Source organism: Fibrobacter sp. UWOV1 (assembly GCF_900142495.1).
Lineage (GTDB): Bacteria > Fibrobacterota > Fibrobacteria > Fibrobacterales > Fibrobacteraceae > Fibrobacter.
Genome location: NZ_FRBA01000003.1, coordinates 305,502 through 327,300, shown reverse-complemented (window position 1 = coordinate 327,300; position 21,799 = coordinate 305,502). Strand labels below are relative to the sequence as shown.

Here is a 21,799-nt window from a genome sequence, read left to right as displayed (position 1 = left end):
CCTTATTCAAAATGGTAGGCCGCAGGGGCTTCGAGCTTAAATTGATCGGCCATGTTGTAGTTGGCAAGAGCACTGTAGTCGCTGGACTTCAGCTTGCCCTTTGCAAACGTGAACGAAATGACGCAGTTCTTACCGCAAGCCACTTCCTTGACGCCGCCTTCGTTCTTCAAGAGGAACTTGTCGGCAAGGCCGGCCTTTTCGTAAATGGAATTCTGGGCCTGGGGAGGAATGCCGGCAGCTTCGTACATGTAAGAAAGCTGCTTGAAACGGGCATCCTTGTCGCCTTCGATAGCCTTGACTGCGGCATCAAAAGCAGCTTCGGTCTTTGCAGTGGTCAGAGTTGCATAAACCAAGCGCCATGCCATACCGTACTGGTCCACGGCCTTCCACTGTTCCTGAACGGCACCGTTGGAAAGTTCGAGGTAGGCATCCACCTGTTCTTTCACCGTCTTCTGGGCCTGGTCGTTGTACTGGCCCTTCAGAACCATCATCAAGGCAAACAAGCCGATAATGAGCACAATATCGACAATCATCAAAATTTTGAATTTCTTTTTGTCCATAAGTATCCTTTTGCAAGTTTTTTGCATATAGAATTTACTTCCAAAATAAAAAAAAACAAGCAAACTTTCCGAAATTTAAGGCTTTTTTACAGAAAACACCCCCTTTTTTAGTATATTGCAGGCCATGAGCGAACAAGAAAACAAAGAAATGCTCCCCTCCCAGGTCATTTTCGAAAACCTCAAGGAGCTTATCAGGGCTAAAAACACAGCCCACGAATCCATGTTCAAATTCCACTGGAAAAAAATGTGGCCGTTCAGCCTGTTCTGGCCGCAAGTGGATTTTGAACGCATTGTTCGACTCATGAGTGAAATCCGCAAGAACGCCATCAACCAAAAAAACTTGGTCCTACAGGCAAAGTCCAAGGCAAAGCCTTTCGAAAAGACTTTCCTGAACGCTGTCCCCGCCTACCTGGACGCACTCGATATTTCTTGCCAAAAACTTTCTGCCGCGGCCCAATGGAAACAGGACATGCTCATGAAACGCATTCATAAAGATGTCAAGTTCCGCCGCGACGTATCTGAATGGAGCCGAATCCTAAAAGAATACGAAGAAGCGCAAGGCAACCTGGTTCGCGCAGGCGCCATTGTGCAAATGGGTTGGGGCGAAGTCGTTCAAGCGATTAAATAATCGCCTTCAACAAATCAAGCCGCCATTTGATTTTCTGAAAAACGCCTGCGGGAGAATTCCCGATATGCGTCGCATTGGCATGATGCTGGCGGTATTCCACTAGCGGTTCGTCGATAGACTTCACCTTAAAGTTTTTTTCTGCCACAAGGCCGAGCCATTGGTCATGCATCGGAAGATTTTTAGGGAACGGAAGCGCCTTATCCAAAATATTGCGGCGGAATGCAATGCAGCACCCCGTAAAGGTATTCTTCCACCAGTTTGCGATTACCCCACTCTTGTAGGCGCGAATACCGCTCAACTTGCCAGCGCGAGTCCAAGAAGAACCCGATATGCCGGAAGGGCGAAGCATCCATGCATCATGAATCACGAGGTCGGCTTCATTCAGCGCTGCAAGAACCTTTTCCACTTTTCCCGGAAGCCAGACATCGTCTTGGTCTGCAAGAAAAATGATTTCACCCTTGGATGCCTGCAGGGCTCGTTCAAAGTTGTAGATAACGCCTAAATGCTTTTCGGCTGGCAAAAGGCGGAGTCGGGCATCCCCGATAGATTTCACTACGGCGAGGGTTTCGTCAGCCGAGCCGTCATCGGCAATGACAATTTCTGCATCAGACGACAACTGCGAAAGAATGCTTTCCAGCTGTTCGCGGATAAACTTGCCGCCATTATATGTCGCCATGCAGACTGAAATCATTTTAGCCCTACCGTTTTAACAGGAACTTCGGAATAAACAATTTGGGCAGGCGTTTGAGGAATGCCGGACTGAACGAAGCCAATTGCGGCAAGCGTCTGAGCGCTTCGCCTTTTTGCGCATAAGCCAACATCGAGAACCAGTTCGCCTTCCAGTTCCGAACCGCCTGCGGGTAAAGCTTATGGTCCTTGTACAGTTCAATAATGCGCAGGAACTCAGCATACATGCGATTGTGATTGGCATGTAAGTTGTTTCCATGAGTGCGGTAATGGCAGCACACGACATCGGGAGTCACGGGCTGCGGACCGTACTCATACAGTAACTTCAGGAACAGCGGATAGTCTTCAAAGAAGAACCTGGAATCGTAACCGCCCACGCGGCGAACCGCCTCGACGGAAAGCATCTCGGCGCAACCATGGAGCGGTTTTAGACCCAACAGGAATTCTTCAAAATGGATTTCAGGAACCGCTTTCAAGTAAGCGGGATCCACTTGTTCTGCAACGACACCGCCTTCGCTCATGGGCTTTACCTGTCCAAAGCAGGCCACCGCATTCGGATGAGCGAGCAAAAAATCCAACTGTTTTCTCAAACGGTCCGGAGGCATGATGTCATCGGAAGAAAAGGTGCAGAAATACTTTCCCCGCGCAAGTTCCAACATTTCGTTCAATGTTGCGACGACGCCCTTGTTTTCGCGATGAATGTAGCGGAACTTGAATTCTTCGGCAAGCTTTTCCAGAATATCGGGAGACTTATCTTTACTACCATCGTCAAGGACAATCAATTCAAAGGCGACGCCCTTCTGCGACAAAACCGAACGCACCGCAGCTTCCACGTACTTTTCATGATTATAGCTAGCTAGGAGCACCGATACGACCGGCGGAAGTTCCCGTTGCTCCATCTCTTCACCTTGGGCAAAAGCTTTCACATAGACATTTTCGGTCATTTTCTGTGCAAACATGTTCGTTACGGAGTATTCCATTTAAGCCTCCTCACCAAAATGTAGAGCACCACAAAATAGACGAAGTTTTCAAAGGCATATGCCGCCATAGGGCCGTTGAAATCCAGGAACTTGATTCCCACAAAAGTGCCTGCGGCAAGCAAAAATTCAGAGCCCACTTCTACAGACAGAAACGCCACCGTTTCGCGACGGGCAATCAGCACCAGCGCAAGCGCGAAGCCGCCGGCTCTAAAGAAATCTCCCACCAGCTGCAAGGGCAAGTAATCAACCGCCCCCATGTACGCCTGCGAAAACAGCACCTGTACCAGGATGCTGCGGCCAAAATACAGAACCGCAATCATTGCAAGCGAGATTCCCATAATGCGAAGCAAGAGCGGATTAAACATCTTGAAAAATTCACCGCGGTTCATGCTTGCAGAAACCCGCGGCAAGATAATGACCGTCAAAATGGCAGACATGGCCATGAACAAAAAGTCGGAAACCTTCCAGACGCTCTGCCAGATGCCGGCGGCATCGTTTCCGAAATTTGATGCAACAGTCATTCGCATTACCGTAAGCACCACTGGCGAAAGAACCATTGGCACAAGCCCCATGAGCGCATACGAAAGCCACGGACCGCGCGTATCAAGAGCGGTTTTCCAAATTCGATTGACGCTAAAACCGGCGCGGCTAGAGATTCTACCTGCAAAAATGGCCGCCACAATCGACTGGGTCGCGATAATCGAAAGCACCGAGAGTCGCCCCGTATAAAGGAAGAAAGCCACCCAAAGCACTTGCCACACCGAAGTCACGATATTGATGAGCGCCCACTTGTGGTTTTCGCCAAGGCCGTTCATAACGGCAGCAGTAATCGTGATGATGTTTGTCGCCAAGATTCCCGGCAACGCAAAGAGGATTGCCGCCTGGGCAAGACGCGTAGGAACCCCGGGCAAAAACTTTTCTAGCGGCGCCATAAAACAGAACAAGAGCGCAATGACAAATGTGAAAAGGCTTGCAAAAGTCGTCAGGCGAAGACCGCCACGCCAAATGCCAAGCAATTTGTCCTGGTTGTTCTTGTTCTGCGCCGTCAGTGCAGTCCAACCGTTCTGTAGCGCAAGCGAAGACGTTGCAGAACCGATGCTCATGAAATTCAGGAACTGGCCTACGCAGGCAAACGCCGCCGGCGGCAGGAATACAGCAAGCAACTTGTTAATAGCAAACGCTCGAAGCGCGTTGAACAACGTGACTGCTCCGGAGCCGGCAAAGAGTTTCGCAAATTTCAAATCTGAGGACATCGTAAATCAAGCAAAAGCGTTAATGGATTCGATGACGTAGGTGACTTGTTCGTCAGTCATGGCCGGGCCCATCGGGATGCTGAGTTCCGTGCGAGCCAGTTCTTCGGCAATCGGAAGCGGGCCGTAGCGAAGTTCACCGCGAGAAAGAGCCCCGTCAAAGGCTTCTTGCAGGTGCGGCGGAATCGGGTAATGAATCAGAGTTTCAACCCCGCGGTCTTTCAAGAACTTCTGCAATTCGTCGCGACGTTCGCAGAAAACCGGAAACACATGCCACACATGGGACTTGGAATTTTCGGGAATCGGAGTCAGGCGAATGAGCGAATTCTTGATTTTAGCACAATAACGGGCCGCAATTTCTTGACGGAGAGCATTCCAGGAATCCAAATACGGGAGCTTTGCCAGCAAAATGGCTGCCTGGACTTCATCCAAACGAGAATTTACACCCACATACTTGTTCACGTACTTTTCGACAGAGCCGTAATTTCCGAGAGACTTTACCACTTGGGCAAGTTCCAAGTCATCGGTCACCACCGCTCCCCCATCGCCCATGGCACCGAGGTTTTTGGTTGGGTAAAAACTGTAGGCCGCTGCATTAGACGAGAGTTTAGGTTGATCAAGCCGCGCGCCGTGTGCTTGGGCAGCATCTTCAAACACAAGCAATCCATGAGCCTTCGCAAATTCACAAACGGCAGGCATGTCCGCCAAACGGCCATACAAGTGCACCACCAAAATGGCTCGGGTCTTTTCAGAGCAGGATTCCGCCAACCGCGAAGTATCCAGCACACAAGTGTCGCGATTCGGTTCCACAAGTACCGGCACAAGTCCCGCAGCACGTACCGCCAGAACGGTCGCCACAAAAGTATTCGCCGGAACAATTACCTCATCGCCCTGTTGCAAGCGACCCAGTTGAATAGAAGCCTTCAGCATCAAGGTCAGTGCATCAAGCCCATTGCCGACTCCAACACAAGCCTTTTTACCGCAATAGGAGGCAAAAGCCTCTTCGAACGCAGCACAACGCGAGCCGCGAATAAACCATTTAGAATCAAGGACGTCAGAAAAAGATTCGCGCAGGGCGTCGCCCAGGGTGCGATTCACATAATCCAGCGAATAAAACGGGACATTCATCATTGTTTGATGAAAATAGCAAATTAGTAGGAAGTAGAAAGTAGACAGTAGACAATGATTAGTAGTTAGGAATTTACTATTTTAGGAAATATGTACGAAATTTTGCCCTACAGCCCCGAAAAAGAATCCCGCTGGGACCTCTTCGTCATGAAAGAATCCATGAACGGGACTTTTTTGCAGACTCGCAAATTCCTGAGTTACCATCCGGAAGGCAGGTTCCAAGACGCCTCGTTCCTGATTGAGAAGAGCGGAATCATTGTCGCTGTCGTTCCCGGTTGCAATGTCGAAGGCAATTTTATTTCGCACCAGGGTTCTACTTTTGGCGGCCCCGTTATTTCCAGGGATTTTTATTCCGGAAACAAGATTCTTGAAATCATCCAGGTCATGAACGACCATATCGAAAAAAATTTCAAGGGAATCCGCCTCAAGCCCACCGCCCCTATTTTTGCGACTGCCCCCACCGAACTGCTGGAATACGCGCTAGAAAACAAAGGCTATACGCGGCATACCGAACTCAGCTGCTACACGCCGTTGATCAAGGACATCGACCCGCTCGAAAACTGCAGGCGCGAATGCCGCCACAACTTTAGGCAAGCCGAGAAGCTGAACCTGACCTATGGCGAAATTCCCGACAGCGAAATGGAAAAATTCTACGAACTTCTGGTTCTATCGAAGGCGCGCCACAACACCAAGCCTGTTCATACTTTGTCTGAACTCAAAGATCTCAAGAAAAGATTCCCCGAAGAAATCCTTTTCCGCGGTATATGGAAAGACGGCGTCTACCTTTCGGGCATGATGATTTTCGTTTTCAGGCAGGCAAAAACTTACCACTTCCAGTACCTCGCACCCGACGACACCCAGCGTGAAACCAATGCCACCACAGCATTGTATGTAAACGTCATGCGCGAAGCCGCACGGAACCAGTTTGAAAAATTCTCCTGGGGAATTTCGACCGAAGACGGCGGCAAATACTTGAACGAGAACCTTTACCGGTTCAAGGAAAACTTCGGAGCGCTCCCCTGCTTGAATGCTAGATTCGAAAAATAGATGTGAGATGTGAAATGAGTGATTATCCTCTTCATTTCACACTACACATTACACTCTACATTTCATTCACTATCTTCTTAAACTCGTCGTACTCGTAGATGTAGTCCGATGCATCGTAATGTTCGGACGCAAGCACCATACACACTGCACCCGACGAGAAATTTTCGATTTCGCGCCAATGCATGGTGGGAATATAGAGTCCGTGGTAGGAACGGTTCAGCGAGTACTTGGTGCGCTTTTTGCCATCGTCCAAAATGACATCGAAACTGCCGCTTGCGGCAATAATCAGCTGACGGAGATTCCTGTGGGCATGCCCCCCACGGGTGGTGCCACCGGGAACGTCGTACAGGTAATACACTCGCTTGATATCGAAGGGCACCAGTTCGCCCCCCTCCACCACACTCAGGTTACCCCGCTGGTCGTGGGCAATAGGGATATCGATTAATTGCGGTTCGTTGAGATTCGATTCGTTCCAAGTCATATCTATAATATAGTATAGTAGACAGTGGTTAGTGATGTGGAATGTGAAATGTGAAATGTGGGTTTATTCATTTCACATTTGTCACTTCACATTACACATTGTATATGGTGCATTTTCTGTCCTCTAGGGGTGGTTCGGGGTGTTTTTCCGGAAAAACTAGCGAAAATGGATTGCTTCGCTTCGCTCGCAATGACGTAAAAATGAAATTTTGCTATATATGGGACTCCAATGAGTGCATGTCGCGCCAAGCTCTGCCAACATGCATGTTAACCAAAGAGCTTCCTTTAACGAGGTAAAAATGTCCTCTTTCCGTGGACCAAAAGGTAAGGTAGCCCGTTCTCTCGGACTCGCCGTCTCTCAGAAGACTCAGAAGGCTCTCGATCGCCGTAACTTTGCACCCGGCCAGCATGGCCAGACCCGCAAGAAGTCTTCTTCCGTGTACAAGCAGCAGCTCGTCGAAAAGCAGCGTCTGCGTTTCACCTACAACATTTCCGAAGCTCAGTTGGCCAAGGCTTATGACGAAGCCAACCGTCGCGCCGGTTCTGCTGGTGACAACCTGATGATTTTGCTCGAAACCCGTCTTGACGCCCTTGTCTACCGCATGGGTTTTGCTCGCACGATTTTTGCAGCTCGCCAGTATGTCGCTCACGGTCACTTCACCGTGAACGGTGTCCGCAGCTACTCTCCGTCTCGCCAGATCAAGGCCGGTGACGTGATTGCAGTTCGCGAAGGCTCTAAGGAACACGTTCAGATCAAGGAAGCCATTGCTAACGCTCCGGCTGTCCCTGAATACGTGACTGTCGATGCCGGCAAGATGGAAGGCACGCTCGTGAAGCTCCCGCTCCGCGAACAGATTCCGGTCAAGCTGGAAGAACAGCTCGTCGTGGAATACTACTCCAGGTAGTAACCACTCAAACCAAGAGTTTGGGACGCTCGGCATTCGTCGAGCGTCTTTTTTTTATATTCTTTACGAGGAAGTGAGAAAATAATGTCGTCGTACAAGTCTAGACAAAATATAATGGTGATCGAAGACAATCCAGATTGTCAGGAAACATTTCAGAATGTCCTGGAAGAGTCTTACAACATCACTGTTGTCGGCAACACGCAAGAAGCTTTGCTTTTATTGATGGACGCCCCCACGACCTATACCCTTATTCTACTGGAACAAGACCTACCCGACGACACCTGTATCGAATTTTTAAAGCAACGAAACGCCCAAAGCTTTTTGCAGAACATTCCCGTTATCGTCATTACAGGAGAAAACGATGAAAACAGATGTTACAAACTGGGTGCAGACGAATTCATACGCAAGCCTCTGAGTTCCCCCGACATTATTCTGGCCCGCTGCGAACGCACCATAGCTTTATACGAAAGCAAGAACCTGGTGCAACAGACCGAAAGGGACAAGCTCTCGGGACTTTATACCATTGACTATTTCTTTGAATACCTGAAGCAGATACTCCCGCTGGACATGGGTTCTGACCGCGATGCCGTTGTCATTGACATTGAACATTTCCGTTTGATTAACGAAATTTACGGACGCGGTACCGGCGACCTGGTTCTGGCAGAAATCGGGGTCTACCTGCAACAAGTGCTTACAACCTTGAATGCAATTGCCTGCCGCGCAAGCGCAGACGTTTTCTACGTATACTGCATTCACCAAGATGACTACCAAGAACTTCAGACAGCGCTTCAGACTATTCTTACCCATTATATCAAAGTAAGCAATATCCGAGTCCGTGTGGGCGTATGGCATTACGTAGAACGAGGAATGATTGACCCCGAAACATGGTTTGACCGTGCCAAGAGCGCTTGCGACCGCATTAGCGGAAACTTTACGATTTCTGTATCCACATACAACAGTGGACTACACAGTAAGCATCTTCGCGAAGAACGCTTGATCAGGGACGTTTACGAAGCGATCGAACGCAAGAACTTGAGGGTGTACTACCAGCCCAAGTACGCTATTCAAGGCGACAAGCCGCACCTGCGCAGTGCCGAGGCGCTCATCCGCTGGATTCACCCGACTCTCGGCTTTATCAATCCGGGAGACTTCATTCCTTTGTTCGAATCGAACGGCCTGATTCAGATGGTTGACTACTACGTGTGGAAAGAAGCCGCCGCCCAAATCCGCCGCTGGAAGGACGAATATGACTTTACCGTTCCCGTGTCGGTAAACGTTTCGCGTATTGACATTTACGATCCGGATCTTGAGAACAAATTCTGCAACATTTTGAAAGAGAACAACCTCTCGCCCAGCGAGTACATGATCGAAATTACCGAAAGTGCCTACGCCGAAAACGCACAGGGCTTAATCGAAGTACTCGACAGCATGCGCAAGAAAGGGTTTAAAATCGAAATGGACGACTTTGGTACCGGTTATTCTTCGCTCGGCATGCTGACCGAAATTCCGATCGACATTCTAAAGATCGACATGTCTTTTGTCCGCAGCATGGAAAAACACGAAAAAAACAAGAGGATGGTGGAACTGATTATCGATATCGCCAAATTCTTGAAGGTTCCTTGCGTTGCCGAAGGTGTCGAAACAGAATCTCAGCTGCGCGCACTCAGAAGAATGGGTTGCGACGTAATTCAGGGCTATTTCTTTTCGAAGCCGGTGGCGCCTGAAGATTTCGCCAAGTTTATTGAAAAAGAAAAGAGCCTGTGGACTAAATAAGACCGAAGATTTTGTATCTTATGGATATGAAATCAATTGCTCTTAAAGTATTCGATTATCTCAAAAGTTATTTAAAATCCCTGAACTGGATTGTCCTTTTGGGGATTGCCGCATTCTGCATTGCGCTTGCCGTAATCAACAACATTCGCGTTGAAGATTCCAAGTCGGTCGACTGGATCGGCAGCCAGGAAATACTTGCCAAGCCGGACGAGGTGCTGTAATGAAGAAGACGATTATCTCTGCAGTACTGCTCGTTGTAGCCTCGATTCTGGTAGCTATCGGTGTTGCCGAAATTTCGTTCCCGGAATCGTTCTTGACTTTTACCGACCAGGATTGGCTGATTGACATTTGGCCGAAGGCATACCGCTACAATATTCATGTGGGCCTTGCCGCCATCATTATCGCCACAGGCATTTGCGTTCCGGCTTACCGCCTGCAAAAGGACTTTGCCATCCGTGCGCTCGAAACCTTGTTCCGTGTGGGCATTGGCGGCATGTTCATTTTCGCAAGCATCTACAAGATTCAGGACCCGCACCAGTTCGCAGTCCTTGTGGCGCAGTACCAGTTCTTCCCCGCTTTGCACTTGGAAAGCGTGAACAACTTCTTTGCGCTGGTTTACCCGCAGTTTGAATTTTGGTTTGGACTTGCCATGATTGTAACGCCGTTCGTACGTGAATCGGCCTTCGCCATTTTCTGGATGTTCGTAAGCTTTATCATCGCACTCGCATGGGCGCTCGGCAACGACCTCGGCATTACCTGCGGTTGCTTCGAGCTTGAAGACGGCAACGCTCACGACAAGGCAGAGGCGTGGACAAGCCTAATTCGCGACTTGATTCTGATTTGGCCCACGCTCTGGCTTGCAACCAGAAAGAATCACAGCCTGATTAAGGTGTGGCGCCGGAAATAGAATTCAGGAAGTCTACAACGCGCTTCGAATAAGCTTCGATTGAAACACGGTCCAAGAGTTCTTGGGCCTTTTCTTCGTTTACGACCTTTTCGCCAGCGAGCACGCGGTCCAAAACCTTGGCATAAGCCTCGGCATCGGTTGGCGGGTCAATAAGCGGGCACACGCCATCCAAGTTTTCGAGAAGCGACGTCGTTCCACCGGCAACTGCAGGAGTTCCGCAGCTAATAGCCTCGACAGGCGGAAGGCCAAAGCCTTCAAGAAGGCTCGGGTACACCATCAGTTCGGCATGATAGTAGAATTCGCGCAATTCAGGGGCGTTAAATTCAGGGAAATGAAAAACATTGTAAAGCTTTTTCGCGTTAATGATATCGCGGTAATGCTGAGTCAACTTACCCACGCGAACAAAAGCCACATCGGGGCGCAAGCGGGCCATTTCGTAATACGTTTCCACATTCTTTCGCGGTTCGGCAAGGCCCACATGAACGCACATGGCCTTGTAGTTCTTGATGCCGTAGCTGCGGCGGAAGGCTTCACGCTCTTCGGCGGTTTTCGGTTTTTCAAGGCGCTTGAACACGGTTCCATCGATCGGGCAGCCAATAACAGCACCCGGAGCGTTCGCCATTTTCGGGCCAAAGTGCTTGCACACCGCATTCTTGGTCCATTCAGAATTGTACACGAAGCAGTCGGCATTGATCGTCGGATCGATATAGAACTTGTTCAGCAAGATAAACTTGATGCTGTGCGGATACTGCGTTTCGGCAAAGTCATCGTGCAGGTACAAGACAGACTTTGCATCAGGGCCGCCTTCGCGCTTGTTCTTTTCAATCGCCTTCTTGGCAGACGAAATCAGGAATCCGAGTTCCGGGCGAATAAAGAAAACGACATCGGGCTTGACTTCTCTGACGCAATCGTAAACAGGCTTGCGCAAGCTAAGAAAACCTGTATAAAGCGACTTCACCCAGACTTCGTGAGCCGTATACGTGCTCGGATCGGCCACAATCTTGCCGCCTTCTGCCGTATGTTCCGGATTCGGGAAAAACTTGGGAGTCTTCATCCACAGAACATGCGTATCAAAGTCCTTGGCTACAGACCTCACCAAGTTCAATGTGAGGCGGCCAAAACTGGTACATTCGTTCTTATCGCAAATAAACAGGATTTTCTTCATAGTCAAATTCCGGTAATGGCTTAAAATATAACATTATATTTATATATTGTGGGCTATGGCAAAACTCTGCATCGTAATGGCAACGTACAACGGCGAAAAATATCTTTCGCAAATGCTAGATTCGCTAGTCAACCAGACAAGGCCAGCGGATTCTATCATTGTCGTTGATGACGGCTCTGCCGATTCGACCGTCTCTATTCTCGAAAGCTACGTCGACAGGCTCCCCTTAAAGATTATCAAGTTTGAACACAACCAGGGGCACCGCGCCGCATTTTCAAGAGCACTCGAAGAAGCGCAGAAGATTCTTGCCGAAAACGATTATATTGCGCTTGCTGACCAAGACGACATTTGGCTTCCGCAAAAGCATGAGCTATTGATTAAGGAAATTGAAAGCCGCGACGTAGATCTTGTCTTTGGCGATGCCGAAGTCATCGATGCCGACGGAAACAAGACGGCCGATTCTTGGCGCGCCCTCGGGCAGATTCCCGAGCACCTTTCTTTGCAAGCAATCATGACCGGCTTTACCGACGTGACCGGTTGCATGGTCCTCTTCCGCGCAAGCCTTCTCAAGGACATTCTCCCGATTCCTGTTGCAGTTCCTGTCCACGACCAATGGATTACATTCTGTGCGTCTGCAAGGAACGGCTACGCATCAATCAAGGCGCCCGTCATTCAATACCGCATTCATGGTTCTAACGCCATCGGGCTTGGTCACACGCACACTTGGACCGGAAACCTGAAGTTGAACTTGGGCTGGGCCAAAATGTTGCGTGAAACGCCGCATTACCAGAAGCTGAGCGCTACCGACCAGAAATTTTTGAACGTCTATATTTCCTATGTCGAAAGCAGGCTCACAAAGTTTATTCTGCCCGGTTACCTTTTCTGGATTATAAAGAACGCTAAGGCGCTTTACCCGCATGTATCGTCGAAAACGGCGATGCTTCCGCGAATCCTGTACGGAATCATCGGGGCAAAATTTGCAGCCAAGTTCATGGGAAGGTCGTAATGCAAACCTGCGCAGTCCTTGTCAACTATAAGAATGCGGCCTTGACGGTACGATGCCTGCACGCCCTGGCACAGGGCACTGTCAAGCCCGACCTTATTTATGTGATTGACAACGCCACTTGCGAAGAATCCCAAAAGGTTTTCCAAAGCGAAGATTTTTCGATTCCAGTAAAGTTTATTTGGAACAAGCACAATGTAGGCTTTGCCGCAGCCAACAACCAAGGCGTGCGTGCGGCACATGCAGAAGGATTCGAAGGCTTTGTTTGGCTGATCAATAACGACACCGAACCCAAGGGAACTGCCCTCGAAATGCTCTTGCAGAAAGCAAAAGAATCGGGCGCAGGCATTACAGGTTCACAGATTGTAGACGAAAAAGGCAACTACATCGGTGGCGCTGGAACGGCACACGCAAAGTTTGCATCGGTCGGCCGCCCTCAAGCACCCCAAGGTTCTAACGTTCCGCATTTTGATTATATCGAAGGCGCTTCGTTCCTGATTTCGCCAGAATGCATCAAGACAGTCGGCTTGCTGAGCGAAGAATTTTTCTTGTACTTTGAAGAAAGCGATTACTGCTACAGGGCAAAGAAAGCGGGGTTCACGCTTGCCTGGGCAACCGAAAGCATTGTCAAGCACAGAATCGGCTCAAGCACCGGGAGCGAAAACGCCAAAGGCTGCGTTCCCTTCTTTATCGATTGCCTGATGATTCGCAACCGCATACACTTTGCCAAGCGCAACGGATTCCCCGCTGTCGGCATTTGGGCAGGATTCTTGATTTCGCTTGCAATACGCCTAAAACGTTGCCAACTCAATCGCGTTCTGAAAATTATCGAAATTACTCTTTCTACGAAAAGACTTAAAAAGTTCATTGAAAACAACGGTGGCTACTATGAAATTCATGAATAAGAATCTTTATTGGGGACTGTTTTTTGCAGTCTCTATGAATGCAGCTAACGCCACAGGTTCTTTCAACGATAGCCCGGCGCATTTTACGTTTACCGATTCCGCTCGCCACCACGAGGTGAGTATTGGTGCGCAGCTGGTGGATTCCCTTGCGATTACGAACCTGACGAATGCACCGACGCATTACGACAATTCGGCATCGGTTCGTTTGTTCTTGAACGGGCATTTTACCGAACGGTTCCTGTTCAATGCCCGCGTCAAGGTAAGCACGGACCACACGAATAAAGAAATCTACGACAACTTTTACAACCCGAGCGAAGGAATCCCCTATAACAAGCAAAGCGACAACAAGCGCACTTGGGATATTTTCGCAGCTAACGCCAGCTACGACTTGGATGCCGTTAAGCTACTTGCCGGATTTGATTATTTGAGCATGGGACCCGCCCGCAGAAACCACGTGATTTTGCGCGGCGAGCAGAGCAATTACCGCCCGTGGCAAGATTCTACGAGCCGCATTTTCGAACCCACCCCCACGCCTTATTTCGGCTACCAGTTTGAATTGGGCCCAATCGTTTACTCGCAGTACGCCATGAAGCTTTTCGAGAAAAAGAACTTCGGCAAGTACATGCACGTACACCGCTTGGATTTGAACTTGCCCAAGAACATTACATTCGGCCTTTCTGAAACGGCGCTCTACGGAAGCACCACCGAGGAATTCCCGAACCCGAACGAAGACGCCGACAGCACCGGCCGCGAATTCGAATGGGCTTACGTGATTCCGTTCATTCCTTATGTTTTCCAGGAACACCTGCAGGGCGACCAGGACAACATTTCACTCGCGTTCGATTTGAGCGTAAAGACGATTCCGCATTGGGAATTCTACGGAGAACTCTTGTGGGACGACATGAAATCGCCTACGAGCATGTTCGATGACGGCTGGTGGGGCAACAAGTGGGCCACCTCGGTCGGTATCGCCCGCGATAGTCTTAAGCTCGGCAGCACGCTTTGGAACTGGTATCTGGAATACACCCGCGTAGAACCTTGGGTATACACGCACCACAAGGGCGGCGGTTACACTTACCGCAGCTATTCCCAGAGCCTCGGCTCCGATCTCGGTCCGAACAGCCGCGAAATCTATAGCGAAGTCAGCGGGCTCTACAAGGTCGAAAGCGGACTCTTGAAAGACGCCTTGTTCAAAGGAACGCTGCATGCAAGCGCCGTCGCAAAAGACACAGCCTTCGGCGGAAATATTACCGACATGCACACGCCTGAAAGCGCAACCGACAAGAAATTCTTGAACGAAAATACCACCTTGCACTACGTGGAAGTCGGCGGTAAAATCGAAATCAAGCCGTGGGAATTGATGACATTCCGCGCGGGCTATGACCGTTACTTCGGTGATTACGAAGGATTCCGCGCTATGGTCGGCGGAAGCGTGCAGTACTAAACTTACTCTTCAAATAAAGCTTTCAGGTGCTCGGGGGTTTTTGCATCTAACGCCCGGGCACGCCACTCCGGGTTCAGCAACTTACGCGCAATGTTTGCGATAAACTGCGTATGACAAGTGGCAGACTCTGCCGGAGAAAGCAGCAAGCAAATGTATTGCGGCACTTGCCCTTGCTTTACAGCGATGTCGGTAAATCCCTTGGGGCAAACAGCAAAAGCAAACAGCGGCTGCGGAAGCCCAGGCACGCGCGTATGCGGCAAGAGCAAGCCCTCGCCCATGTAGATTCCCTGTGCAATACGTTCTGACAGGGATTTCCAAGTTGCCATGGCGTCGAACTTGACCGGGCCATGCACCAGGGCATCGTAAGCAAAACCCAAAGCCCTAGCGAAGGATTCGGGTTCTGCATAATGTTTTACGTAAATAGGCTGCATTTATACCAGTGCATTGTCCATGAAGTCGAAGGTCTTCGGCGAGGTTGCCTTGGCAATCTTCTTGAATTCATCGAAGACAACACGCAACTGGCGCTTACCCGGTTCAATGTACTGTTCAAACTTCTGGATTCCCTTCACCTTGCTCAAGAAGCAGTAAGCGCCCATGGCCTGCATCACGCGCTGCAAGCTAGCGTGAATAAAGGCTTCCCAAGCGTCTTCCTTGGTGTAGGTCTTGGTTTCGCGATAAGAAACGCGCCAATATTCAAAGAAGTCCTTGATTTCAGTCAGCGAGAGTTCCACATACGGGTCCCACAAGAGTGAGGCCAAGTCATAGAACATGGCACCGCGGCGTGCGCCCTGGAAATCTACGAAGGCGATTTCGGAATTCGGTTTGACCATAATGTTCTGGCTCTGGAAATCGCGATGCATCAGCACCTTGTGCTGGGCTTCCACAGAAACCGCAATCAGGGAATAGAATTGACGCACGTATTCGGGGATTTCAGCAATGCCCTTGAAATTCTTCAAGTAGTTTTCGGTGAAGTAGTCGGTTTCCCACTTGAGGGCGGCAAAATCAAAGCGACGCAGCCAGAGGTCAGAGCGAGAACTGAAGAGCGAACGGGAAATGTTCTGCCACTTGATCAAAGAATCGATGACTTCGGGGTAAAGAATGCGAACGTTGCCCGTCTTCTTTTCGGAACCCGGCGAAACAATGTTGTCAAGCAAGTTGTGGGCACCCAGGTCTTCTTGAAGCACGGAGCAAGAGGCTTCGTCTACGCAGTAAATCTTAGGCACCGGAAGTCCAAAGGAATTGAACGCTTCGGCATAATCCACAAAACGCTTAAAATCTTCATCGACCGAGGCAGAAACCTGCAACACGGCACTCTGCTTACCGGAGGCAATTCGGTAATATTTACGGCCCGAACCGGCACCGGCAATAGAGGTGACTTCGTAGTCGGCATAGCCGCGGGACTTCAAATACTTTTCAATAACAGGCGAAACAATTTCGTTACTCATGGTCTGTAATATAAAAAAGACGAAAGACGAGAAACGAAAGACGAGAGAAAAATAACGCCTTAAAGCTACGAGAATTTGATGCGCGGGTCTACGAGGGTGTAGAGGATATCGCTGAACAAGCGCCCAATCATCGCCATCAAGCTGCTGAGGAAGATGACGCCCATGACCACGTTGTAGTCGCGGTTGACCATGGAGTTGTAATAAAGTAGCCCCATGCCATCGATATCGAAGACCTTTTCGATAAGGAGCGCGCCCGCAAACATCAAGGTGCAGATTTCAGAAAGACGAGTCGCAATGGGAATCAGGGCGTTACGGAGCGCGTGGCGAACGAGCGCCTGGTTAAAGCTCATGCCCTTCGCAAGCGCCGTGCGCATATAGTCCTTGCCCAGTTCTTCGAGCGCCGAATTCTTCATCAAAAAAGTCAGGAACGCGAATTCGCTGATCATGTAGCAGAAAATCGGCAAAATCAAATGGTGCCCGAGGTCTACCATCTTTTCGAAGAAGGTGAAGTCCTCGAAGTCATCGCTTGTGAGGCCGCCTAGCGGGAAAATGTCGAGGTACGAGCCGCCCGCGAGGAATATAATCAGCAAGATACCGAGAGCGTAGCCCGGCATCACGTAGCCCGAGAAAATCACGCCCGAAGAAAGCGAATCGAGTTTGCTCCCGTGATGCACCGCCTTCCAGAGACCCAGCGGAATACAGACAAGGTAACTCAAGAAAAACGAGGTGATTCCAAAGAACAGCGAAATCGGGAAACGGCTCGTAATCACGTCCCACACGGGGAGTCCGTAGGTGTAACTGGAGCCCAAGTCCAGGTGCAGAACGTTCCAGAGCCAAGTCAGGTAACGCTTCCAGGCGGGTTGGTCAAAACCGAAGTACGCCTGGATTTGTGCAATCTGGTCGGGCGAGAGTGCCTTCGAGGCATCGACCCCGCCCTTCATGGCCGCAGCCTGCTGCGCACGCGAAATCATTTCCTCCACAGGTCCTCCCGGCAACAGCTGGATAAGGATAAAGCATACCAGTGAAATCCCGATGAGAGTCGGAATCATCAAAAGTAAGCGACGGAGGATATAGGAACGCATGGTGTAGTAGGAAGTAGGAAGTAGGAAGTAGGAAGTAACAGTCTACTTCCTACCGTCTACTGTCTACTTTTTAACGCATCTTGCCGGAGCGGAGGACGTCCATCATGTTGAAGGGTTTGGCCGTTCCGTTTGCAATGTGGCATGCGAGGAAGTTCACGGCGTCCACGGTGCCTTCGGCGTAAATCTTGCGGCCGCAAACATTGTGCTGGAATTCAAAGTGAACCGTTCCGTCGGCGCTGTCGAGGCAGTAGGTGTGGAAGGCGTGACCGCCGAGGTATTCTTCGGGTACGTGCATGCGTTCCATCTGTTCCTTTTCATCGCGGACCTTTTCGATATCGTCAACGGTGAAGTCGAAACCCATCTTCTGGAAGTCGCCCACCACGGCCTTCGCGGTACCGCTCGTATCGGCCTTGGTCTTCTGGTGGCTTTCCACCACGGAGAGTTTGTAGCCGCTGAATGCCGTCGGGAATTCCTTAGCCAAGAATTCAATCATCATCTGGAAAGCAACAATCTGCTTTGCCATATTCGGGGCAATCACGCTCGGGTGATTTGCGTCGGCAACGAGCTTGGCGAGCGCTTCGCGGTCACCGCCGGTGGTACCCATCACGAACGGAATCTTGTGCTTTACATAGAAAGCGGCGTTGTCGTTCACGGCCGTCGGGTGCGTGTAATCGATGCAAATGACGTTCGGGTATTTTTCGAGAACTTCTGCAATGCGAGCTTCGCGATTGCTCGGCTTCAAAAGCTGGATGGTCTTGCCGGCGACTTCGGCTTCGTTTTCCACGATAATTTCACCCGTCAGAGAATACGGGACGAGTTCGAGGCCGCGGGCCACGCAGGTTTCGGCCACGATGCGGCCCATGTTGCCCGGAATACCATTAACCATCACTTGAACAGACATAATAACTCCTAGTTTTTGGGAGGAAAGATAGAAAAAATGCAAGAATGAGACTGCGAGACGCTTGATGTGAAGTGTGGGATGTGGGATGTGGGATGTGGTATGTGAGATGTGAGATGTGGGATGAAGAATTACACATTACACATTGCGGCGCAGCCGCCCACATTACACATTATTTTGTCCAGCGTTCTTTTTCATAATCATTTAGAACCGCAAGAGCATTCTTTGCCTTCTGGATTTTTTTGAGATTGGTTTGGTTCTCGGCGAGGTGTGAAAACGCAATCCGGCAGCGTTCTGCAAATTTGCCGACAGTTTCGCCGGGCTCCCGCCTAAATCCAGCGCGGGCCAAATCGCGCTCGGCGCGGTCAAGCTTTTTCGTCCATTCCAGGGCCCGCGCCGAGACATAGGTGCGATCCTTGGCACTTAATTTATACGCAATGTAAATCTTGCGGCCAGCAAAGCCTGCGACAAGAATCACGAGTACCACATACAGAATCGGGCTTTCTAATAATGCGGTCGACTGATTCTGCCAGCTATCGACGACGCGACGCCACTCGCCTTCTTTAAGGGCATGCATCACGCGGGCTAGGCGCCCGCGCACGCCCTCCCATTTGACGCTCCACCAGCTGGGCGATTCCGCAAACTGCGGCAAAATGGGAGGCGTCGGGTCGAAGATTACCCAACGATTATCCACATACGCTTCGACCCATGCATGCGAATGCCTGCGGCGGAAAATACTATAAGGCAGCCCCTCGACCACTTCAGGATTTGCAAAGCCCGTCACATACCGCGCCGGAATTCCCAGGCGGCGAAGCACCAGCGTCGAAAGCGTCGCATAGTATTCGCAGAAGCCCTGCTTTTCACGCCAGAAAACAGCCAACGGCTCATTCTTCGCGCCATTCCATCGCGTAATTCCCGGTACCGAAAGCGAATAGGTGAAATTTACGAAGTAATAAGCCAGCATTTTCTGCAACACCAGAGAATCCGGCATTGATTTTGCAAGCGCCGTCGAATCCGTAGCAGCAGAATTCGCGGAGATAGAATCCGTCGGAACGGTGTCGCGCAAACCCATCGCCGCAATCACGGTATCAATCAGCGGCAAGTACCGCTCGCCTACCAGCAAATCGCCTTCACTCGGAGCCATCAGAGAATCCGGCAACGTGCACGCCCCCGGCGTATTCTCCGCCTCACTCCGCGACGCATTCTCCGCCGAGAGAGGTTTGCACTTGAAATAATGCCAGTCAGAACGTTTTCCGTTTCCGTCCAACCCCTGCACCATGCCGCCGGCATAATAGGTCAAAGAATCTACATCTTTCGCCGCAAAACCCACGACACCGTACGGCGCAAACACAAATCCAAAATTATTGAGCGTCGACTGCACCCAAATCTGTTCCACCTCGCGCAAGGAATCGGCCTTCGTCAGCGAATCCGCGGTTTCAAATACCGCATAGTCCACCTGATAGTAGGCAGGATAAAGCCTCTTCGCAAATTTTGTCGGCAACTTCCAAATGCCCGCCACGTACTTTTCGTAGCTGGCCGCCTTAAAGTAACGCGACGGCTGTTTATCCCACACACGCAATACCACCTGGCTATTGTAGCGAGAACTATAATTGCTCCCGAAGCTTCCCAATGCCGCGACCGGATCAAAGCCCATCATTCGTTCACGCTGGTAATAGTTTTCGGCCATCTGCGCGCCGTAGCGGTAACGCTGCATTTTCCAGTATTGCCAACCACCGTAAGAGATGGCGCCGAGGGCCGCTATCACGAGCAAAAAGAGCCCGTACTTGTAAGGCGCTGTACCGCGGCGGCTATAAGCACAAAGCGCTAACAAGAATCCTACAAGGCCCACAAAGCCCCAGCCGTGCGGCACCATGTACATTCCAAAGAGCAAAGCACCTACGCCATCGAAGGCGACAAAGACTTCAAAGCCGCCATTTCCGCGGCTCCGTTCCTGCAACGCCGCTAAATACAGCAAGTAAATTCCCGGCAAGAAAATCAAATAAGGCGACACGCCGTTTTCAACGGACGGCGTCATCACCCAGAATAATGCGAGCGGCACAATCGCGCCGTACGCCAAAATCTTGTTGTAACGCGGGCGCTTCGCAAATTCACGGCGGCGCGTCGCATTCAACACACCGATAGCCACAAAATAGATGGCAAATAAAACGCTGAGCCACAAGAAATCAAACGTATGCCCCAGATTCACCGAGGCAAGGCAAAGGAATAGCACCTTGAAGGCGTAGCGTATGTCAACTTTTTCGCTAGCCATCATAAAGTCACCACCCCGCGTTCAAGGCCATCCAATTCTTCAGGCGATACCACCAGCAATTTATCATCCGTCGAGGCAGGCTGCGTTCCGACCACGATATGTTTGTTCACAAGCGGTTCTTCGTTTTCGTAAAGTCCTATGCGAAGCACCGGATCCATCGGGCGCGCCGCAGGTGCCCAAGGTACCGGCAGTTTTGCATGCGCAAGCGATGCAGGCGGAATTCTCGCCAAGGCATCCAGCAAATTCTTGCGGCTTTCGCTACCGCCATCTAGCGCAATTTCTTCGCTGTCAATAAAAAATCTTCCGAGAATTTCGCGGTCCAGGAGCCACTCGCCCACTGCCGCCGTCATGCGAATCGCCTGCTCCAAGTATTGCCGCGACTTGAAATTCGGTGTCGCCGTATCCAGGAGCAAAATAATGCCAGCGCCACGCTCAATTTCAAATTCTTTCGTGAAAGGCTTTCCGTAGCGGGCAAAAGCCTTATGGTGCAAATCCCGCAGGGAATCACCTTCGCGGTAAGGCCGCACGCCAATAAAATTCATGCCGCGGGTAAGACTCGGCATCAAAAACGGCGCAAACGCCATGCCCGAAGCGCCTTGAGTGAGGAACGGGAAATCTTGCACCTTGAGTGCACGCGGGTAAACCAGCAATTCGACCGAGCCGTTAAAGCCATAAGGCCAGCGCAAAAGTCCCATGATTTCGGGCACATTCGCCGAGACCTTATTCAGCATAAAGGAGCCGCGGCGCGTCGTACGCACATGGCATTCCATCTTGCGCGGCGGCTCGCCCTTCTTAATCTTTGCGCGGTCCGATTCAAAGCCTGTCAGCGAGGGCGGCAAACGGTTCGCTCCCAAAGTCACGCAGTCAATCGTCGAGCGCACCGCCACAAAAGCCGTTACCGTAGCCGTTTCGCCTTCGCGCACGCGATTCACCGAGACACCTTCAATCCAGATCTTGCTCCGCTTCGCCGTCACGAACAGGCTGAATACTAGCCCCAAGAACAGCAGAAAATCAATTCCTGCAAAAATCCACGCTGCCCAGAATCCAGGCACGGCGCCTGCAAACATCGCCAGCAAAAAAAGCGAGGCAAAGGCGCGACCTGCCGGAGTAAAATAGTCCAGCCACCAGAAGTATACCGCCATCAGGAGTCCCGATTTTTTCGGGGCCCGCGGAATAGAACGAATAAACCAGTGGAAGAAGGACATTGTTGGAAGTAGGGATGTGAGGTATGAGGTATGAGGTC

22 protein-coding genes are annotated in these 21,799 nt (G+C 50.6%); 9 read left to right on the top strand and 13 right to left on the bottom strand.

Annotation, left to right across the window (positions count from 1 at the left end; all coding sequences use genetic code 11):
* Positions 1-2: 2 nt before the first annotated feature.
* A complete protein-coding gene (locus BUC02_RS07090; RefSeq protein ID WP_073054910.1) occupies positions 3-560 on the bottom strand; it encodes a hypothetical protein in 558 nt (185 codons plus the stop codon).
* A gap of 124 nt (positions 561-684) precedes the next feature.
* Between BUC02_RS07090 and BUC02_RS07085 the strand changes: the two genes are divergently transcribed.
* Entirely contained in the window at positions 685-1,188 is a 504-nt protein-coding gene (locus tag BUC02_RS07085) for a hypothetical protein (protein WP_073320606.1), read from the top strand.
* On the opposite strand, the gene BUC02_RS07080 is transcribed toward BUC02_RS07085, so the two are convergent.
* Genes BUC02_RS07080 through BUC02_RS07065 form a run of 4 tightly spaced genes read right to left on the bottom strand, consistent with a single transcriptional unit; the run spans position 1,181 to position 5,236 of the window.
* Positions 1,181-1,879: a glycosyltransferase family 2 protein gene (locus tag BUC02_RS07080; RefSeq protein WP_073320603.1), complete on the bottom strand. Its 699-nt coding sequence runs from the start codon at positions 1,877-1,879 to the stop codon at positions 1,181-1,183. The two genes, BUC02_RS07085 and BUC02_RS07080, sit on opposite strands and share 8 nt — an antisense overlap.
* 7 nt (positions 1,880-1,886) lie before the next feature.
* Positions 1,887-2,855 carry a glycosyltransferase family 2 protein gene (locus BUC02_RS07075; protein ID WP_254794140.1) on the bottom strand — a complete coding sequence of 323 codons (969 nt, stop codon included), beginning with the start codon at positions 2,853-2,855 and terminating at the stop codon, positions 1,887-1,889.
* On the bottom strand, positions 2,840-4,108 hold the full coding sequence (locus tag BUC02_RS07070) for an O-antigen translocase (protein ID WP_254794139.1): 1,269 nt from the start codon (positions 4,106-4,108) through the stop codon (positions 2,840-2,842). The genes BUC02_RS07075 and BUC02_RS07070 overlap by 16 nt, the downstream gene beginning before the upstream one ends.
* 6 nt (positions 4,109-4,114) lie before the next feature.
* The gene (locus BUC02_RS07065; RefSeq protein WP_073320600.1) at positions 4,115-5,236 is read right to left on the bottom strand and encodes a DegT/DnrJ/EryC1/StrS family aminotransferase; all 1,122 of its coding nucleotides are present in this window, start codon (positions 5,234-5,236) and stop codon (positions 4,115-4,117) included.
* 87 nt (positions 5,237-5,323) lie between these two features.
* Here BUC02_RS07065 and BUC02_RS07060 point away from each other — a divergent pair, with 87 nt between their 5' ends.
* On the top strand, positions 5,324-6,280 hold the full coding sequence (locus BUC02_RS07060; protein ID WP_073320597.1) for a GNAT family protein: 957 nt from the start codon (positions 5,324-5,326) through the stop codon (positions 6,278-6,280).
* A 55-nt stretch (positions 6,281-6,335) separates the two neighbouring features.
* Here the strand turns inward: BUC02_RS07060 and BUC02_RS07055 are convergent, their stop codons facing one another.
* Positions 6,336-6,761, bottom strand: coding sequence for a sugar 3,4-ketoisomerase (locus BUC02_RS07055; RefSeq protein WP_073320594.1), 426 nt, complete (start codon positions 6,759-6,761; stop codon positions 6,336-6,338).
* Positions 6,762-7,059: 298 nt separating this feature from the next.
* Here BUC02_RS07055 and rpsD point away from each other — a divergent pair, with 298 nt between their 5' ends.
* The 4 genes from rpsD (at position 7,060) to BUC02_RS07035 (ending at position 10,345) form a co-directional block, all read left to right on the top strand.
* On the top strand, positions 7,060-7,665 hold the full coding sequence (rpsD, locus tag BUC02_RS07050) for a 30S ribosomal protein S4 (protein WP_073320591.1): 606 nt from the start codon (positions 7,060-7,062) through the stop codon (positions 7,663-7,665).
* A 114-nt stretch (positions 7,666-7,779) separates the two neighbouring features.
* Positions 7,780-9,438, top strand: coding sequence for a two-component system response regulator (locus BUC02_RS07045; protein ID WP_073320588.1), 1,659 nt, complete (start codon positions 7,780-7,782; stop codon positions 9,436-9,438).
* A gap of 26 nt (positions 9,439-9,464) precedes the next feature.
* Positions 9,465-9,659, top strand: a complete 195-nt coding sequence (locus tag BUC02_RS07040) for a hypothetical protein (protein WP_139261054.1) — start codon at positions 9,465-9,467, stop codon at positions 9,657-9,659.
* Positions 9,659-10,345: a MauE/DoxX family redox-associated membrane protein gene (locus BUC02_RS07035; protein WP_073320585.1), complete on the top strand. Its 687-nt coding sequence runs from the start codon at positions 9,659-9,661 to the stop codon at positions 10,343-10,345. Before BUC02_RS07040 ends, BUC02_RS07035 begins: the two co-directional genes overlap by 1 nt.
* Here the strand turns inward: BUC02_RS07035 and BUC02_RS07030 are convergent.
* Positions 10,323-11,510 carry a glycosyltransferase family 4 protein gene (locus BUC02_RS07030; RefSeq protein WP_073320582.1) on the bottom strand — a complete coding sequence of 396 codons (1,188 nt, stop codon included), beginning with the start codon at positions 11,508-11,510 and terminating at the stop codon, positions 10,323-10,325. The genes BUC02_RS07035 and BUC02_RS07030 overlap by 23 nt on opposite strands.
* A 55-nt stretch (positions 11,511-11,565) precedes the next feature.
* Between BUC02_RS07030 and BUC02_RS07025 the strand changes: the two genes are divergently transcribed.
* The 3 genes from BUC02_RS07025 to BUC02_RS07015 are packed head-to-tail and all read left to right on the top strand — an operon-like array spanning position 11,566 to position 14,862.
* Positions 11,566-12,516, top strand: coding sequence for a glycosyltransferase (locus BUC02_RS07025; RefSeq protein WP_073320579.1), 951 nt, complete (start codon positions 11,566-11,568; stop codon positions 12,514-12,516).
* Positions 12,516-13,418, top strand: a complete 903-nt coding sequence (locus BUC02_RS07020; protein WP_073320577.1) for a glycosyltransferase family 2 protein — start codon at positions 12,516-12,518, stop codon at positions 13,416-13,418. The genes BUC02_RS07025 and BUC02_RS07020 overlap by 1 nt, the downstream gene beginning before the upstream one ends.
* On the top strand, positions 13,402-14,862 hold the full coding sequence (locus tag BUC02_RS07015) for a capsule assembly Wzi family protein (RefSeq protein ID WP_073320574.1): 1,461 nt from the start codon (positions 13,402-13,404) through the stop codon (positions 14,860-14,862). The genes BUC02_RS07020 and BUC02_RS07015 overlap by 17 nt, the downstream gene beginning before the upstream one ends.
* A gap of 2 nt (positions 14,863-14,864) precedes the next feature.
* Here BUC02_RS07015 and BUC02_RS07010 read toward each other — a convergent pair whose 3' ends face one another.
* The 6 genes from BUC02_RS07010 to BUC02_RS06985 all read right to left on the bottom strand — a co-directional run bounded on the left by BUC02_RS07010 (position 14,865) and on the right by BUC02_RS06985 (position 21,698).
* Complete coding sequence (locus BUC02_RS07010) at positions 14,865-15,293, bottom strand: PTS sugar transporter subunit IIA (protein ID WP_073320571.1); 429 nt, start codon at positions 15,291-15,293, stop codon at positions 14,865-14,867.
* Positions 15,294-16,307, bottom strand: a complete 1,014-nt coding sequence (locus BUC02_RS07005) for an aminoglycoside phosphotransferase family protein (protein ID WP_073320568.1) — start codon at positions 16,305-16,307, stop codon at positions 15,294-15,296. It lies immediately after the preceding gene.
* A 65-nt stretch (positions 16,308-16,372) separates the two neighbouring features.
* Positions 16,373-17,389 (bottom strand): ABC transporter permease subunit, encoded by a 1,017-nt coding sequence (locus BUC02_RS07000; protein ID WP_073320565.1) that lies wholly within the window; start codon positions 17,387-17,389, stop codon positions 16,373-16,375.
* 70 nt (positions 17,390-17,459) lie between these two features.
* Complete coding sequence (gene dapB, locus BUC02_RS06995) at positions 17,460-18,290, bottom strand: dihydrodipicolinate reductase (RefSeq protein WP_073320562.1); 831 nt, start codon at positions 18,288-18,290, stop codon at positions 17,460-17,462.
* Between the two features lie 169 nt (positions 18,291-18,459).
* A complete protein-coding gene (locus BUC02_RS06990; RefSeq protein WP_254794138.1) occupies positions 18,460-20,559 on the bottom strand; it encodes a transglutaminase-like domain-containing protein in 2,100 nt (699 codons plus the stop codon).
* Entirely contained in the window at positions 20,556-21,698 is a 1,143-nt protein-coding gene (locus BUC02_RS06985; protein WP_073320558.1) for a DUF58 domain-containing protein, read from the bottom strand. The genes BUC02_RS06990 and BUC02_RS06985 overlap by 4 nt, the downstream gene beginning before the upstream one ends.
* Between the last annotated feature and the right edge of the window lie 101 nt (positions 21,699-21,799).